General features: G+C 38.5%; 13 protein-coding genes. 4 read left to right on the forward strand and 9 right to left on the reverse strand.

The window, feature by feature from the left end; translation table 11 throughout:
• Window positions 1-116: 116 nt before the first annotated feature.
• Both CHI06_RS15065 and CHI06_RS15070 read right to left on the reverse strand, forming a co-directional pair.
• Window positions 117-479 (reverse strand): hypothetical protein, encoded by a 363-nt coding sequence (locus CHI06_RS15065; protein WP_095249430.1) that lies wholly within the window; start codon window positions 477-479, stop codon window positions 117-119.
• Between the two features lie 268 nt (window positions 480-747).
• Complete coding sequence (locus CHI06_RS15070) at window positions 748-1,191, reverse strand: carboxymuconolactone decarboxylase family protein (protein ID WP_095249431.1); 444 nt, start codon at window positions 1,189-1,191, stop codon at window positions 748-750.
• Between the two features lie 216 nt (window positions 1,192-1,407).
• Here CHI06_RS15070 and CHI06_RS15075 point away from each other — a divergent pair, with 216 nt between their 5' ends.
• Both CHI06_RS15075 and CHI06_RS15080 read left to right on the forward strand, forming a co-directional pair.
• The gene (locus tag CHI06_RS15075; RefSeq protein ID WP_095249433.1) at window positions 1,408-1,899 is read left to right on the forward strand and encodes an RrF2 family transcriptional regulator; all 492 of its coding nucleotides are present in this window, start codon (window positions 1,408-1,410) and stop codon (window positions 1,897-1,899) included.
• A gap of 204 nt (window positions 1,900-2,103) precedes the next feature.
• Entirely contained in the window at window positions 2,104-2,358 is a 255-nt protein-coding gene (locus tag CHI06_RS15080) for a hypothetical protein (RefSeq protein WP_095249434.1), read from the forward strand.
• A gap of 350 nt (window positions 2,359-2,708) precedes the next feature.
• Here CHI06_RS15080 and CHI06_RS15090 read toward each other — a convergent pair whose 3' ends face one another.
• Window positions 2,709-4,013 (reverse strand): polysaccharide deacetylase family protein, encoded by a 1,305-nt coding sequence (locus CHI06_RS15090; protein ID WP_179292631.1) that lies wholly within the window; start codon window positions 4,011-4,013, stop codon window positions 2,709-2,711.
• Between the two features lie 94 nt (window positions 4,014-4,107).
• A complete protein-coding gene (locus tag CHI06_RS31095) occupies window positions 4,108-4,455 on the reverse strand; it encodes a MarR family winged helix-turn-helix transcriptional regulator (protein WP_095249439.1) in 348 nt (115 codons plus the stop codon).
• A gap of 635 nt (window positions 4,456-5,090) precedes the next feature.
• On the opposite strand from CHI06_RS31095, the gene CHI06_RS15100 reads away from it, so the two are divergent.
• Window positions 5,091-5,711: an NAD(P)-dependent oxidoreductase gene (locus tag CHI06_RS15100; RefSeq protein WP_095249490.1), complete on the forward strand. Its 621-nt coding sequence runs from the start codon at window positions 5,091-5,093 to the stop codon at window positions 5,709-5,711.
• A gap of 538 nt (window positions 5,712-6,249) precedes the next feature.
• Here the strand turns inward: CHI06_RS15100 and CHI06_RS15105 are convergent.
• The 4 genes from CHI06_RS15105 to CHI06_RS15120 form a co-directional block, all read right to left on the reverse strand.
• A complete protein-coding gene (locus tag CHI06_RS15105) occupies window positions 6,250-9,717 on the reverse strand; it encodes a S8 family serine peptidase (protein ID WP_095249441.1) in 3,468 nt (1,155 codons plus the stop codon).
• A gap of 494 nt (window positions 9,718-10,211) precedes the next feature.
• The gene (locus CHI06_RS15110; RefSeq protein ID WP_142300964.1) at window positions 10,212-10,871 is read right to left on the reverse strand and encodes a LysR family transcriptional regulator substrate-binding protein; all 660 of its coding nucleotides are present in this window, start codon (window positions 10,869-10,871) and stop codon (window positions 10,212-10,214) included.
• A gap of 95 nt (window positions 10,872-10,966) precedes the next feature.
• Window positions 10,967-11,131: a LysR family transcriptional regulator gene (locus tag CHI06_RS15115; RefSeq protein ID WP_179292633.1), complete on the reverse strand. Its 165-nt coding sequence runs from the start codon at window positions 11,129-11,131 to the stop codon at window positions 10,967-10,969.
• A 243-nt stretch (window positions 11,132-11,374) separates the two neighbouring features.
• Window positions 11,375-14,830 (reverse strand): S8 family serine peptidase, encoded by a 3,456-nt coding sequence (locus CHI06_RS15120; protein ID WP_095249448.1) that lies wholly within the window; start codon window positions 14,828-14,830, stop codon window positions 11,375-11,377.
• A 350-nt stretch (window positions 14,831-15,180) separates the two neighbouring features.
• Between CHI06_RS15120 and CHI06_RS15125 the strand changes: the two genes are divergently transcribed.
• Window positions 15,181-15,960, forward strand: coding sequence for a spore germination protein (locus tag CHI06_RS15125; protein WP_257009317.1), 780 nt, complete (start codon window positions 15,181-15,183; stop codon window positions 15,958-15,960).
• Between the two features lie 129 nt (window positions 15,961-16,089).
• On the opposite strand, the gene CHI06_RS15130 is transcribed toward CHI06_RS15125, so the two are convergent.
• Window positions 16,090-16,995, reverse strand: coding sequence for a LysR family transcriptional regulator (locus CHI06_RS15130; RefSeq protein WP_095249451.1), 906 nt, complete (start codon window positions 16,993-16,995; stop codon window positions 16,090-16,092).
• Between the last annotated feature and the right edge of the window lie 10 nt (window positions 16,996-17,005).

A 17,005-nucleotide genomic window follows, 5' to 3' on the forward strand; every position in this document is an offset into this window, starting at 1 on the left:
TACCCATATCCCATACTTGAGGGGCTCCGACTTTTTCAACTCCCCATTCAACCGTTGATGAATTTAGATTGGCCGTTTTTACTTTAGGTTGGGTTGGTGAGATTAGTTGCCGCGTTTCATTTTTCCACCGCAGTATTTCGTAATGTCGAAACAACAGCCGAACGAACCTGTAGTTTTGCACTAACTTCTGTGAGTTTCTGTTTTTTTGCTTTTTCTGCTGCTTCCAATGCTACTTTCGTTGTATCAACCTGATCTTCAAACTTTAATAGGAATGTGATCTGATCCTGATCCTTAAATTGTTTAATAAGCTTAGAATCTATCTTATCTTCAACCGAAGTATTCTTACTAGCTGAGATGGGCTTACTCTCTACTGAATTACCTTGTGCGATAGTAGTATTGGGAAGGACAATACTGATTAAGAGAATAAAAGATACTAGTAAACTTAATGAAAGACGGAACATACTTATACTATTTCTCAAAATGGTGGTACTCCTCTCAAATTTTATTAAATATCCCATATCCTCTAAGTTGCATGGTAATCAACAACTTACATCTAGACCTCCTTTTCTATTAATAAAAGACTAGATAATAGTATAAGTATTCTGAAATATTAACAATACAACTTTTTAGATTGTACCCATCAAGAAATTAGATGGATAAAATTATATATATATCAAAGTAAATACAAAAAAGTGAGTGGTCCTAAAGACCACCCACTTGTACATCGGACTATTCGTTGAGAGTAAATTATTTTTCAGTAGCTGTATTCCCCATTGCAATAGAAATTCTATTCCAACTGTTGATTTGATTAATGATTAGAACAAGATCAACATACTGTTTCTCGTCATAGTGTTTACGTACTCGTTGATAAAGTTCTTCTGGAACACGTTTTGTTGGAATTAATGTAACGTACTCTGTTAACTCTAAAGCTACTTTTTCTGCATCGGAATAGAATTCACACTCTTCCCAAGCACTAACACAATATATTCTTTGTTCAGTTTCACCCATTTTTCGAGCATCTGCTGTGTGTATATTCAAACAATAAGCACAGCCGTTAATTTGAGAGGCCCGAATTTTTATAAGTTCACGAAGTTTGCGGTCTATACCTGTAGTTTTCGTATATTTCTCCATTTCCATCATTATTTTAAGTGCTGCTGGTGCTACATTATAGTACTCGATTCGTTGTTTCAATTTAATTACCTCCTTAAAATAGTTCACTCAATAAATATATAAAATTAAATAACAATTACAGACAGTGTTAATCGTCGATTAACTATATCTATAATAGATTGTTTATTATATTATGTCAATCCTCCATTAAATCAAATTTGTATGTTTGACAAAGAATTAAATCATTTCTAAGATTAAGTAAAATAATTACTTTTTTTTATGAGAAAGGTGTTTTTTATGCAATATAGTATTGGAGTTGAGTATGCACTTCACTGTCTTGTTTATTTAATTGATATCCCTGAGGGTTCTCCCACTGGAATAAAGGAACTTTCCTTTTATCAAGGTATTTCAGATACTTATCTCTCAAAAATTTTTACTAAATTATCCAAGGCTGGTATAGTAAGTTCAGTTCCTGGGGTTAAGGGAGGTTATAAACTCGCAAAATCTCCAGAAGAAATTTCTTTTTGGGATGTAATCGAAGCCGTTGAAGGGCCTAAGCCGATTTTCCAGTGTAAAAATATTAAAGATAATGGTTATTTGTATAGAGAAAAAATCTGCTCCCCAAGTGCCTCTTGTACTATCAATTTAGTTATGCTCTCTGCAGAGGAAAAAATGCGTGATTTTTTGCGAAGTAGAACACTTGCGTGGTTAAATGATGAGCTTGATGGTGTCTTACCTAAACAAATACGTGAAGATACTCGGAAATATTTTTCGAAGAGCAACATATAAAAAAACCTCTGTGAAATTCCTAAATTAAGGGAATTTATAGAGGTTTTTTCTTTGCCGGATTCTATTGTCTTACTTTAGATAACTGTCTTTCTTTATAGCTCTCCTCTAATGCCTTAATCTCATTTATAAAGTTCATTAATATTTTGATAAAACCTTTTGCAGCTGTTCCAATATATTTTTGTTAATGGTGGACAATGAACTTCCTTGATGAAAGCTGGATTTGTTAATTTGATAGTCTTTAAACCCCCACTAAATGAGAGTCCACTTTACTTGATGAATTTAATCGAAATCATTAAAAACGAAGGTATTCCTGAATCTAACATTCATACCAATTATGATCAATATTTTGGAAATGGGATCGATATGTCTTTTCCACTTCTAAAAGTAGACGCCAGCGGAAAAGTTATAGTTGATGGAATGGGAAATTTTAAAGTGGATAAATTCATCAACTCTTTATAATGCAGTAGATACACAGCAGTCCGATTTCGTACGTTCCACCTGAGCGGGATGCCACTGTAAGTTATTCCCTAACGTATTTGCTTGAATTAAAATAGGTTGGTTGTATTTATTTTTAAAAACAAAATCAGGTCCATTCCAGATGTAATTTCCTTTAACCCTAAAAATGTTCCATACCTGCCTTATCAGCATATTCTCCTACCCAAGTGAGTTTATTACTTGTGTCTTCCCTCGTTTTTTGTCTATTATCTATATCGGTTCTATCCTCTGACTACAAAGGGACCGGAGGTTTTTCCACCGGTCTATCCTATTACTAGTTTCAAACAAAAATACGCGGTTTTAATCAGTCTTTTTTATCTATAAGCCGCTTCATTAATTAAAATGTCTAGAGTAACAATTTGAAAACCCTTATTTATAAGTCCTTCTATGATTAAAGGCAATGCCTTTTCAGTTTCAGTCTTATCTCCATCAGAGTGCATTAAAATAATATCTCCATTACGGACATTATTAAGAACATTTTCTTTAATATGAACACTTTCCTTTTGAGACCAATCAAGAGTGTCAATCGACCATAAAACGATTTTTAAATTATTTTCTTGTGCAGAAGAAAGGACAAAGTTATTTGTTGCACCATATGGCGGTCTAAATAATGCTGGTCTTTTCCCAATAACATCTTGAATAGCATCGTTTGTCATTACAAGATCTCTTGTTATATTATCCTTACCACGCTTACTAAGGTCATTATGATAATAACTGTGGCTTAATATTAAATTGCCATCGTCGAATGCCGTTTTAACGATTTCTGGATAAAGACGAACTTTCTCACCAACAAAAAAGAAATTACCCTTTACGTTATATCGAGCTAATATATCTATTATTTCAGGTGTTATCGTTTTATCTGGTCCATCATCAAATGTAAGGGCAACTTTTTTTTGGTTAGATCCATTTAAAAATATATTCTTAGGGAAGCTTTTAGCCAAAGCAAGCATTTCTGCACGTGACTTCAACATATTCGTCCATGCTTTTTCTGACAAATTATTGGATGTTCCTTTGATTTCTAAAATATTGTCCTTATTAATGTTTGATGTATCGTCAGTTTTTTTAGTAAGGAATACCGATGTATGATCTACTGTGCCTGATTTATTAGGAATAATAAATTTTAGCTCAATTTCTTCATTCAGTTTATACACATAAATAGATTCGTCATTTACTCTCCTTGTATCAGTCGGTTCCCCAAGTGCTGACATAATTTCATCATAGGTTAATGATTGTAGTTTGTCATCGTATGATCGAATATCAAAGATTTCCCCGTTTTCATAAAAACCAAATGTAATTCCCCTTTGTTCATACCTTACATAAAAACACTCGTTATACTTATCTGTATAATCAGGATCGCCCCAATTTTCATAAACATTTTGGATGTTAGTTTTCAATGTAAATTCAGAATTTAAACCTTTTCCATTTAAAGCTAAATCTCTTATTTGTTTTGGAAAAGTTTCTGATGGTTTACTTTCTTCCTTTATTGGAGGGTCAGATTTTTTATTTTCTTGAAGGTCGGATTCTTTATTATTTTTCGAGAAACTAGTATCAGGACTTGGGCTACAAGAGGCCAGAATGAAAATAGAAAAAAATACAAGAATCGGTAAAAATCTACCCATATTAACCATCCTTTCCTGAAAAACAAAGATGTTCTCAAAATTACATATCTTTTTAAGTTAGTAGACTCAATTTTTTTATCAGATCAATAGCAACCTACTTTTCTTCGTTTGTAAGTCCATGCATAGCTCTATCGATTGCTTTGCAGTGTTTAGGGAAAATATTATCAAACAGCTCTGTACCTTTTTTCGTAATATGTGCAAAATTTACACCCTTTGATGGAACACGTTTAATGTATCCTTTTTTTTCTAATTGATTAATGTAAATCGTTATGGCTCTACTAGTTATCAGAATTTCCCTTTCAATTTCCTCAAATAGCACCTTTCTCTTATAATAAAACAATTCCAATATGGAAAACTCGGTACCAGATAAATAATAGCAACTTATTTCTTTTGCAGAACATTCCAAAAGAGCTTTATAGTCTTTGGATATAAACTCATACAATTGTAGAGATAAAGAAGTTTCTCAGCTTTCATTTATTCCCCTCATAATTTCAAAGTTTTAAGTTTTTCGATTTAACTAACCTTTTCAGTGTAGATGACCAATCGTGAATAACTATCATATACAAAGCAGGGTTTAACCCTCTAACACCAGTTCCTTCTTTTCATTTATCGCTTCACTCATAAAAATTCCTATTAAAATTAATAAAACCATGTAATTTCTTCTTTTACTGTCTATTCAAGTCTTTTATTATGTTTGACAGAGCTGGATGCACTTAAACATTTAATGAGTCGATAATTTTTTATTGATAAGATTTGATTTAAATAAACCGCCATCAAGATGTGTATGTAGAAGCAGGGGCAAATGGCATTGAGAATCGCAAACTTCCGAGCAATTATGAAAAGCCGATGCGGTTATTTTTGCAGTTGACGTTGCCGTTTAAATGAGGATTGATATACTCCTCTCCTAAAAGTAATAACATCAGTTTCAGCACCGCTAAATTTCGTAATTTAACTCAATGACAAAAACAGGATACCGCACTATCCCTCCATAAACTCTTATACCTATTTGTTGAAGAAGACGATATAATTACTTTTAAGTGTAGGGTAATATTGTATCGTAAAAGGAGGTTCCTACTCATCAATATTTTAATTTTAGGTGCAACAGGACGAGTTGGATGTCAAATAGTTACTTTTGCCCTTCGTGACAGACATCATGTTACTGCATTAGTCCGCACTCCAGAGAAGATTCAAATAAACAATGAAAATTTAACTATTCTTCAAGGTAATGTTTTAAATAAAGATGATATCGTACGTGCCATGCGTGAGATCGATGTAGTTATTAGTGCATTAAATACTGATGGGACAACCACTTTATCAGATAGTATGCCACTAATAATCGAAGCAATGGAAAACGCAGGTATAAAACGAATTATAACTATAGGCACTGCAGGTATCCTGCAAAGTAGAACCAGCCCAAATACACTTCGTTATCAGTCAAGTGAATCAAAGCGCAAGTCAGTCCGCGCAGCGAAAGAACATCATAAAGTTTACGATATGCTTAAACAATCAACACTCAAATGGACTATTGTCTGCCCTACCTATTTGCCGGATGGTAAGAGTGTAGGTAATTATCGTGTAGATCGTAATTTTTTGCCGGAGGGTGGCGTTGAAATATCCGTACCTGATACAGCAGAATTTACATATAACCTGATAAAAAGTAATGGTTATATACAATCACGTGTAGGTATCGCCTACTAATTATACTACTTTTCTATTGGCGTAAGAAATGTAACCATTAAAGATATTGTTGATAGAGAAAAATTCAGAAAAAAGGAATCATCGGCCGCACAGCAGCAGATGATCCCTTTTTTAAGTAATGTTTGTTGAGAACAGCTTTACTATAAATTGCTTACTGTAACATGTTTTTTTACGTATGGCACCAATGATTCACAAAAATATAGGAATGCTTATGATTTTTACAAGAAATACCACATCAGGTTAAAACTCCGCGTAATTTTAAATAAGTCTATCCAAAATATTTTACGTAAATGCATTTATTAATTCCATAATAAGGATTTTTATAACCTTGTGAGCTTCATTTGATAGTAAAGTAGATAATCGCATAGTTTAAACAGTCTAACAATCTAATGATAAAGAGATAGTCAACCATTCTTATTGGGCGAACTGTCCCTCATCAAACTTTTATTTTGCATTTAAATTAATAAATACTAACTGTACAACAACCCTATTTTACTTGCAATCGTTTTTCTCTCTTTGTTTGCAGCTTTATAGATTTTTATTTGGTTTCATATGAAACGACGGAGCGAATCATCGGATTGCCTGCACCTCCTGCTCCTGCAGGAGCAACTCCATCCAGGGGACCAACACCACCAGATTCTTTACGCCACGGCTGTTTGTAAGTTTTCCACCATAGGCGGTCTGAGAATGTGCTGCTGCTATCCATACCAAGGGTCGGCACAAATGGATATGGACCTTGGGTGCTGAATACAAGGAAATATTCCTTCGGTACGTAAATGGAGTAAGGACTAAGATCTACTCTTACCCAGCCTGGAACGACATCCGATTTAGCAGGAATAGATTCCGTTAATTTTTTTCCAGGCCCTCCTTCAGGTCCAGTAGCATCATACACATCAACTTGAAAATTTTCCCCGCCAGGACTGAACCAGCGTGGGTCAATATAAAACAGGCCGGCAGTCAGTAATGCTTGTTCCTGGCCATCCTTCAATGACATTTTTAATGCTGCCTCGTCTATTCCACTGACCGGAAAGACACTTTCAGCCGAGCCATCATCATAGCTGATTTCACCTTCTGTACCGATATAAGGCTTTAAATGTATATCGATTGAAAGGCTGGAATTGCCCTTAATTTCAATCCGTTCCCGGTAGGTATGAAAATAGGGGGCACTCACTTCAAGCGTATATGTTCCTTCAAAAGGGGTAAGCGAGTATTTACCGCTTGCATCTGTTCTTAACGGGGCGACAGCGGCGTCTTCAATGAGTTTCACTGTGGCTCCCTTGATCGTTTTTTTGGATTCGCTGCTCTTGACGGTTCCCTTGACGATCCCTTTATCTAATGGGGACAACTGTATAGCAACATTGGTCGATGCATCTTTCCTTACTCTCGCCGTTTGAATCTTTTGCTTAAAGCCATACGCCTCGGCTAGTAGGTGGTATTCATCTGCTGGCAGCTTTATACCGAAGCTGCCTTCTGTTGGATCGGTCGCTAAAAGCCTTCCATTTTCAACAATCTGTATGTGGGCGCTAAGTGGGACGAGAACTTGTTTTTCATCGGTGCCTTGCAGCCTTTCAGCCCCCAAAAATGGTTCTAATGCAGTCGTTGCTGCGGAGGGTTGATAGACGTCGCCGGAAGGCTTGGCTTCTATGGCAACATCATCTAAGTACCACCCTAAATTTGTTTTGTCACTGTCGGAATGGAAACGGTAAGCTACATATACTGTTTTCCCTGAGAAGGAAGACAAGTCGACAGAAATGGGTTCCCATTTTGTGTATAAATGCCCTTGGTTTGTTTTCGCCACATGCCAGTTCTTCATGTCTTCAGAAACGAGCACTTGACCGTAATCATTCGCCCCTACCAAAAACGGAAATCCAAAGGTCTGTTTAAAGTTAAGGAACACCGCTTCTCCTTTCTTGACTTGGATCGGAGGCATAGTTAACATGGATTCCTCGTTATTGTTATAACTCCAGTTATGTTCGATGCTATCTCTCCAGTCAGGGATCGAGGTCGCGTACGCATTTGTCCCAGAAGCCGCCTTCACCACATGCGTCGGCATGACCTTCCCCCAATTCCACGAACTGTTTCTACCGGTACTGTACCACCCGATAGGTGTTGTTTCAAAATCTGTTGCATATCCGACCGACAGCCCTTTCTTTAGGGGCAGGCGAACAGGGGCGGTTTTCGTACTGTTTCCCGCATAGTCCGTAATTTTCCAGTAATACGTAATTTCTTTCCCTCTTACTTGTTCTAAAGGAAGTTCACTTGAATAGGAACCGCTATTAAAGTTGCCTTTGAAGAGTGTGCCAGTTGATGTTTGCTCTGCTTCTCTGCCGACTTGATAATGAAGTTCCACCGTGGAAACGGCAAAATCGTCAGAGGCTTGTACAGAGAGTTTTAAAGGCGCATTCGCATAAGCATAAGGAAGAGGCTCATGGCTGGCTACCGGTTTCTTTTTATCGACAGCTTTATAACCTACTTTACCTGATAGACTGCCGACCCCGTTAGAAGCGCTCTTAACCATACCTGTTAGGTCAAGCAGCCCTCTCCCATAAGCGTCATTCGGGGAAGATGGATAATCTGAATCGGATAACGGAATCAATCCGGCATACAACGTTTCTTTCAGCTTGTCGATCGGCATGTTTGGCTGCATTTGCTTTAAGATGGCAATGGCGCCAGACACATGTGGTGCAGCCATGGAGGTCCCATATGACAACCCGTATTCGTTATTTGGGAGGGTTGAAAGAATCGCTTCCCCTGGTGCGACCAAATCCGGCTTTATCTCACTGCCGCCATAAGGAGATGGCCCCCTTAAGGAAAACGATGAGATTCGGTTGGCTGAATCCGTTGAGCCTACTGCAACGGTTTCCGGGTAATTCGCTGGATTGACTATTGAACCTGGCCCGACGGGCGTCGTCATACCGTCGTGGTTTCCCGCGGCAAAAACCGGTGTAATGTCGGCTGCCACCCATGCCTTCACAACCGATCTGAACCATTCATTCAAGGTAGAACTGCCACCCCATGAGTTATTAATAATGTCCGGTGCCATCTCTGGATGAAGAGTTCCCTTTTCATCCCATGGAGCGAGAAGCCATTCTCCTGCTTTTAGCAAGTCCGTATCCAGCGCGCCGTCCTCTGAAAATGCCCGAACTGCAATCCAGCGTGCCCCTGGAGCCACTCCGGTACGCATGCCTGTTTCCGGATCATAGCCCACCATGGTCCCTGTCACATGTGTACCGTGTCCAAATGAATCCATTGGAGCAGGACTATCTCCCGCCAAGTCCAGCCAATTGAAGGTGTGTGTCAAAGTGCCATCCGCATTGAGTCCTCGATATTGGTTCTTAAGCGAAGGATGGTTGACGTCCACCCCCGTATCAAAAGTTGCGATCACGACACCTGATCCATCCAACCCTTTTTCCCATGCTTTTTTTGCCTGAATTTTTTCCAGGTTCCAAGGCAGCTCATTTGTTAATTTTTGGACTCCAGATGTCTTCGGTTTCGGCAAAGCGTGCCGTTCGTTTAGGTAAATATGGTTAACTTCCGGAAAGGCTGCGACTTCCTGCAAGACTTCTTTCGTGGATGTAAAGGAAACCGCATTTACGATGTAGTATGATTGATCATCCTTAAGTTTGCCTTCCGCTTTTTTTTGACGGATAAAATCCTGGATAGTATACTGTGTTTGTTCAGCATTCGTTTGTAGTCCTGACACGACAGCTGAACGGACTCGGAGTTTCTCTTGATAGCTGGTAGCCTTCAATTTCTTAGCTTCTTCCCGAGCTTGATTAGCGATTTGTCCAACATCCGCTTGACTTTTTAACTCTAGAATCACATTCGTGAACTTGTTTTTTTCAAAGGCATGTATTACCTTTGGGTCCACCTTTCCTTCCATTTGGTTTGGATTTGATACTCCGTTTTGAACCGCACCTCCTTTTACAGGAAAGATAGTTCCTAGTAAAAGAAAAATCATCAAAAAAGCTACTAAATTCGGTTTTCTTCTATTTAACCCTTTCATTTGAATCCTCCTTTTATAAACTGGCTGTTAAAGAGAATGATAGACACTAGGAAACTTACCAATACCCCTATAAGTTTCATGGGTATCATACAACTTACAACTAGACCTCCTTTGAATTTATTAAAGACTTCATAATAGTATAAGTATTCTGAAATATTAACAATACAAGATTTTTGATTGAACTGATTAACAAATTAGATGAAAAAAACTAACGAATTAATCTTAGAAAAAATACACGTGTTTAGTCATTTTATGTTGTATTAATATAGGAAAAATTACTGAATATGTCGAGGGAAGGCTTAATTTATGGTCCAATCCAGTCTGTCGGAAATTGTTAATCACAAGTAAAGCAAACCCAATTATGGCCATCACTTTGGAGTAAGGATATAAAAAAAGAATATCAGCCCCTTTATTTTGGGTGTCCGATATTCAACATCATAGTTCATTTTCTGTTTTTAGGTATTAAACGATTTTGCAGGTTCCTATTATCAAGTTTAGGTTAACTGTGTTTCTTTATGGCTCTCCGTTGATGCCTTATGATTATTAATAAAGTTCATTAATATTTCAATAAAACCTTTTGCAGCTGTTCCAATATATTTTTGTTTATGGTGGACTATTGACACTTCCTTGATGATTGATGGATTTGTTATTTTGATAGCCCTTAAATTCCCTTTATTTTCTAATAAAAAGAGTGTTTCTGAAAGTATGGTAGCCCCTATCCCTTCCTCGACTAGTTCCAATATTGCTTTTGAATCAGTTGATTCAATGATAGGCTGGAGGACAATCCCAGCAGATAGACACGCTTCCTCAAGTAATTTCCTAAAACAATGACCGATTGGATTTAATATAAGTGGAATATCCTGAATTTCATGAAACTCAATTGCCTCTCTTTCAGACAAATCATGATCCATTCTCAGTACTAAAAAGAATTCATCAACATATAAAGGAATATGGACAAAACTCTCATCTGGTTTTGGCATGAAGGTTAGAGCCAAGTCAATTTCGTATTGTTTTACCTTTTCTACCGCGTCATCTATCGAAAATAACTGGATCTGAACCTGAGGGTACTCAGCATGAAATTCTAGCAAAACCTTGGAGGCTATAAGACTTAAGTCACCAGACAGTGCCCCTATCACTATTTTCCCTCTTTTCATTTTTTGCAGCTCTTCTATTTGTTCAGTGGCAAAATTTAAATTTTCGAACACCTTTATGCATTGTTTAAGGAGAATTTCGCCCGCTTCTGTGATCGCTATTTTTTTCCTAAACGATCAAATAAACGAACACCCAATTCATCCTCTAACGCTTTCATCTGATAGCTTAAGGTAGGCTGCCCAATTCTTAATTTTTCTGCCGTCTTTGTAAAATGAAGCTCGTTACATAGGGCCATAAAGTATTCTAATTGTCTCAGCTCCAAGATTTCCCACACCTTGAACATTCATTTTTATATAAAACGGTAATAGGTTGCTATCCATTCTGAGAACAGCTTGAGGAGAGCAGTGACAGCTCACGCAGCTGGCTGGATGGTGAACTGTCACTCCTACTATCTGATAACCTTTCAATCTATCTTACTATTATTCTGTGGTATTTCAATGACTGGTTCTAATCCTGTTTCATACGCATTCATATAGAAGCTGATAGTTTCCAGCTTTGTAGACTATTATTTGGTTTCATATGAAACGACGGAGCGAATCATCGGATTGGCTGCATCTAAACCTTCTGCAAATGGTCCAATCAGCGACCCTTTCTCTACTTTATTCCACTGGTCATTGTAAAGCTTCCAAAATCGTTCTGAGAACGGGCTGCTGAGATCAAAACCAAGGGTAGGCACATAAGGATCTGGACCTTGGGTGCTAAATACAAGGAAATATTCCTTAGGTACGTAAATGGAGTAAGGGGTAAGATCTACTTTGACCCATCCGGGAACTGCATCCGATTTTGCAGTAATGGATGCCGTTAATTTCTTTCCCGGCCCTCCATCAGGTCCAGTGGCATCATATACATCAACTTGAAAATTTTCTCCACCCGGATTCCACCAGCTTGGGTCGATATAAAACAGGCCGGCGGTCAGCAATGCTTGTTCCTGTCCATCCTTCAATGTCATTTTTACTGCGGCCTCGTCATCACCGGAGACCAACAAGACATTTTCAGCCGAGCCATCATCATAGCCGATTTCACCTTCTGTACCGATAAAAGGCTTTAAGTGAATCTGAATTGTACTGCTTGAATTCCCCTTAATTTCAATCCGTTCCCGGTAGGTATGAAAATAGGGCGCACTCACTTCAAGCGTATAGGTTCCTTCAAAAGGTGTAAGCGAGTATTTACCGTTAGCTTTTGTTCTTACCGGGGCGACAGCGGCGTCTTCAATAAGTTTCACCGTGGCTCCCTTGATTGTTTTTTGGGATTCACTGTTCTTGACAATTCCCTTGACGACGCCTTTATCTAATGGGGATAACTGTATATCTACATTAGTTGATGCATCTTTCGTTACTTTCGCCGTTTGAATCTTTTGATTAAAGCCATAGGCCTCGGTTAGCAAGTGGTATTCATCTGCCGGCAGTTTCAGACTGAAGCTTCCATCCGGTGGGTCCGTCGCTATAAGCCTTCCATTTTCAACAATCTGTATTTGCGCGCTAAGTGGGATGGAAACTTGTTTTTCATTAGGGCTTGGTAGTTTTTTTGCCTCTCCAATGGGTTCAAATACAGTCGTTGATGGTAAGGGTTGATAGACGTCGCCGGAAGGCTTGGCTTCTATGGCAACATCATCTAAATACCACCCTAAATTTTTTCCACTACTGTCGGAATGGAAACGGTAAGCAACATAAACAGTTTTTCCTGAAAAGGAAGACAAGTCGACAGAAATAGATTCCCATTTTGTCTCTAAATGCCCTTCGTTTGTTTTCACCACATGCCAGTTCTTCATGTCTTCAGAAACGAGTACTTGGCCCCAATCATCCGTCCCTCGGACAGGCCAGGAAGGAAAACCAAAGGTCTGTTTAAAGTTAAGGAATACCGCTTCTCCTTTTTTCACTTGGATCGGAGGCATCGTCAGCATGGATTCCTCGTTATTGTTATAACTCCAGTAAAAATCCATACTATCTCTCCAGTCAGGAATCGAAGTCGCGTACACATTGGTCCCGGAAGGCACCTTCAGAACGGGCGTCATGACCTTCCCCCAATTCCAGGAACTGTTTCTTCCGGTACTGTACCACCCTACAGGAGTTGTTTCAAAGTCTGTTTTATACCCGACCGACACCCCTTCCTTCAGGAGCAGGTGGACAGGAACGGTTTTCGTCCTGTTTCCGGCATAGTCCGTAATTTCCCAGTAGTACGTAATTTTTTTCCCCTTTACTTGTTCTAAAGGGAGTTCACTTGAATAGGAACCGTTATTAAAGGTGCCTTTAAAGAGTGTGCCAGTGGTTGTTTGCTCTGTTGCTCCGTCGACTTGATAATGAAGTTCCACCCTAGAAACGGCCAAATCGTCCGATGCTTGTACAGAGAGATTTAAAGGCGCATTCGCATAAGCATAAGGAAGAGGCTCATGGATTGCGGAAGGCTTCTTTTTATCAACAGCTTTATAACCTACTTTTCCTACCAGGCTGCCGACCCCGTTAGAAACGCTCTTAACCATACCTGTCAGGTCAAGAATCCCTCTCCCATAGGCATCATTCGGAGAAGATGGATACGTCGAATCGGATAATGGAATCAATCCGGTATACAAGGATTCTTTAAGCTTTTCGATGGACATGTTTGGCTGCATTTGTTTTATAATGGCTATGGCCCCTGAAACAAGTGGTGCTGCCATGGAGGTTCCCGATAGCAACCCGTATTCGTTATTGGGGAGGGTTGAAAGAATCGCTTCCCCCGGTGCAACCAAATCCGGCTTTATTTCACTTCCGCCATAGGGAGAAGGTCCTCTTAATGAAAACCATGAGATTCGGTTGTCTGGATTCGTTGAGCCAACTGCAATAACTTCAGGATAATTAGCTGGATTGGTTATAGAACCCGGCCCGACCGGCGTCCATTCGCTGTCGTTTCCTGCTGCAAAAACCGGTGTAATGTCGGCAGCTACCCATGCTTTCACAACCGATCTAAACCAGTCATTCAAGGTAGAACTTCCTGCCCATGAGTTATTAATGATGTCCGGTGCCATCTCCGGATGCGGTGTTCCCTCTTCATCCTGCGGGGCAAGAAGCCATTCTCCTGCTTTTATCAAGTCTGTATCCAGCGCGCCATTCTCTGAAAATGCGTTAACTGCAATCCAGCGTGCCCCCGGAGCCACTCCGGTACGCATGCCTGTTTCCGGGTCATAGCCAACCATCGTTCCTGTCACATGTGTACCATGCCCATGTGCATCAATTGGAACAGGACTATCTCCCACCAAGTCGAGCCAATTATAGGTGTGTGTAAAAGTGCCATCTGCATTAAGTCCTCGGTATTGGTTCTTTAGCGACGGGTGGTTGACGTCCACCCCCGTATCAAACGTTGCAATCACAACACCTGATCCATCCAAACCATTTTCCCATGCTTTTTTTGCATGGATTTTTTCCAGGTTCCAAGGCAGTTCACTTGTTAAGGTTTGTCCTCCTGATGTCTCAGGTTTCGGCATTACGTGACGTTCGTTTAAGTAAATACGGTTTACTTCCGGAAAGGCTGCGATTTCCTCCACAACTTTTTTCGTCGAATTAAAGGAAACTGCATTTACGATGTAGTAAGATTGATCATCCTTCAGTTTACCTTCCGATTTCTTTTGTTGAATAAAATTCCGGATCGTATACTGTGTTTGTTCAGCATTCGTTCGTAGTCCGGAAACGACAGAAGAACGGACGCGGAGTTTCTCTTGATAGCTGGTAGCCTTCGCTTTCCTTGCCTCTTCCCGAGCTTGATTTGAAATTTTTCCTACATCCGCTTGGCTTTTTAACTCAACTATCACATTCGTGTACTCGTTTTTTTCGAAGGCTTGTATGACCTTCGGATCCACTTTTTCCCCCATTGGGCTTGTATTTGATATTCCGTTTTGAAATGCAACGCTTTTTACCGGGAAGATTGTACCTAGTAAAAGAAAGATCATCAAAAAAGCTGCAAAATTCGGTCTTATCCATTTTTTTCCTTTCATTTGAATTCTCCTTTTATAAACTTTATGAACACATAAATCGGTTGAACCACCCAACCCATCCGGGCTAAAGTCATAACATTGCTCTTACTGTTTTTCAAATGGGGGAAGCTCCTCTCACCTTTTATTTGAATAACCGATAACCCTCTAGGTTGGAGGGTTGTAGAATAATTTTCAACTAAACCTCCTTTGAATCTAGTAAAGACTACATAATAGTATAAGTATTCTGAAATATTAACAATACAAGATTTTTGATTGATATGATTAACAAATTAGATGATAAATCGAACGAGATAGACATTTGATAAAATTGTTTTTTAATACTACAAAAAGAGACCAATTGGTCTCTTTTTATCTGGGTTATACAAACATGTGTTTATCCAACCATTAAAACCTGGCAACTTAGTATCATATTCGGTGTTCTATTATTTTATATCGTATCCAGTGGATTCCGTATTTTAACAGGTTTCAGCTTTTGGGGAGTTATTTTACCATCTTTATTATTTATTCTAGTATACTTCCCTATCAAGCATATGAACTACATTTATTTACTGCCCGTTTTCAGTCATCCTATAGGTGATTTACTCTTATCAGCAAAGGCATCAACTTTTCTTTTTCTCGGTTTTGAGTGGGTTTTAATGTACTACCCTTTTATAAAGGACTCAGCGAAAATACCAAAATGGGCCTACCTTGGGAATTTATATACCATCATCGTTTACCTGATCGTAACCTTTATTTCAATTCTCTATTTTAATCAAGATGTTATAGAACAACTACCCTGGGCTACCCTAATGATGGTGAAAATCGTCCACTTTAGTTTTTTAGAGAGGTTTGAATATATATTTATTTTTATTTTGTTATTGGACATCATTCCTCCGATGGGTATCTCCATGTGGGCATGTACCAGAATCACCAAGAGAACGTTTTCAGTTCAGCCGAAGGTATCATTAGTACTGTTTATCCTTTTAATCATAATAGCTTCGATAATGTTGAAAGATCTTGAAAGCGTAGACATGATAAGTAATATTGCCTCTAACGTCGGATTTGTATTTATCTATTTATACATTCCTTTCCTTTTTCTTACAAAACTAATTAAAGATCGATTACTAAAGAATAAGAGAACCAGTGCTTAGTGCCTAACAAAACCCTTATACCATTTTTCGCCTGCCGGTAAGGAGTTAGATAAAGGAAATCATTTTCCCCTGAAAAAAAAATATCAGACACATCATTTATTGTGTCTGATATTCACCCATCTATATTAACTATTTATAGCTCTCTTCTAATCCCCTATGTTCTTTTAAAAAGTTCATTAATATTTCGATAAAACCCTTTGCAGCTGTTCCAATGTATTTTTGTTTATGGTAAACAATGGACACTTGCTTGTGGAAAGCTGGATTTGTTATTTTAATAGCCTTTAAACTCCCTTTATTCTCCAGTAAAAAGAGTGTACTAGAAATAATGGTAGCCCCGATCCCCTCCTCAACCAGATCCAATATTGTCTTTGAATCGGTAGATTCAATGATAGGTTGAAGGTTAATCTCATCAGACAGACACGCCTCATCAAGTAATTTCCTAAAACAATGACCTATCGGATTTAATATAAGCGGAATATATTGTATCTCACTAAACTCAATGTTCTCCATGTCAGACCAAGCATGATCAGCTCGTACCACTAAATAGAACTCATCCTGGTATAAAGGAATATGGATAAAACTATCATCTGGTTTTGACATGAAGGTTAGAGCCAAATCAATTTCATTTTGTTTTACCTTTTCTACCGCATCATCAACCGCATATAACTGAATCTGAACATAAGGGTACGTAGCATAGAACTCATTCAAAACCTTGGAGGCTATTAGACTTAAGTCCCCAGAAAGTGCCCCTATTACTAATTTCCCTCTTTTTACTTTTTGCAGCTCGTCTATTTGTTCAATAGCAAATTTTATATTGGTGAAAACTTTTATGCCATGTTCTAAGAGGATTTCTCCTGCCTCCGTCATCGCTATTTTTTTACCTAAACGATCAAATAAACGAACACCCAGTTCATCCTCCAGCGTTTTCATTTGATAGCTTAATGTAGGTTGGCCAATATTTAGTTTTTCAGCTGTTTTTGTAAAATGCAGATCTTCACAAAGGGCTATGAAGTATTCTAATTGTCTCAGTTCCAAGATTCTTCAC

The sequence above is a fragment of the Bacillus sp. 7884-1 genome (genome assembly GCF_002272245.1).
Classification (GTDB): Bacteria; Bacillota; Bacilli; order Bacillales; family Cytobacillaceae; genus Neobacillus.

Coding starts and splice junctions, on each gene's coding strand:
- CHI06_RS15075 (WP_095249433.1), top strand. CDS start 1,408: ATGCAATATAGTATTGGAGTTGAGTATGCACTTCACTGTCTTGTTTAT.
- CHI06_RS15090 (WP_179292631.1), bottom strand. CDS start 4,013: ATGGGTAGATTTTTACCGATTCTTGTATTTTTTTCTATTTTCATTCTG.
- CHI06_RS15105 (WP_095249441.1), bottom strand. CDS start 9,717: ATGAAAGGGTTAAATAGAAGAAAACCGAATTTAGTAGCTTTTTTGATG.
- CHI06_RS15110 (WP_142300964.1), bottom strand. CDS start 10,871: ATGAAAAGAGGGAAAATAGTGATAGGGGCACTGTCTGGTGACTTAAGT.
- CHI06_RS15120 (WP_095249448.1), bottom strand. CDS start 14,830: ATGAAAGGAAAAAAATGGATAAGACCGAATTTTGCAGCTTTTTTGATG.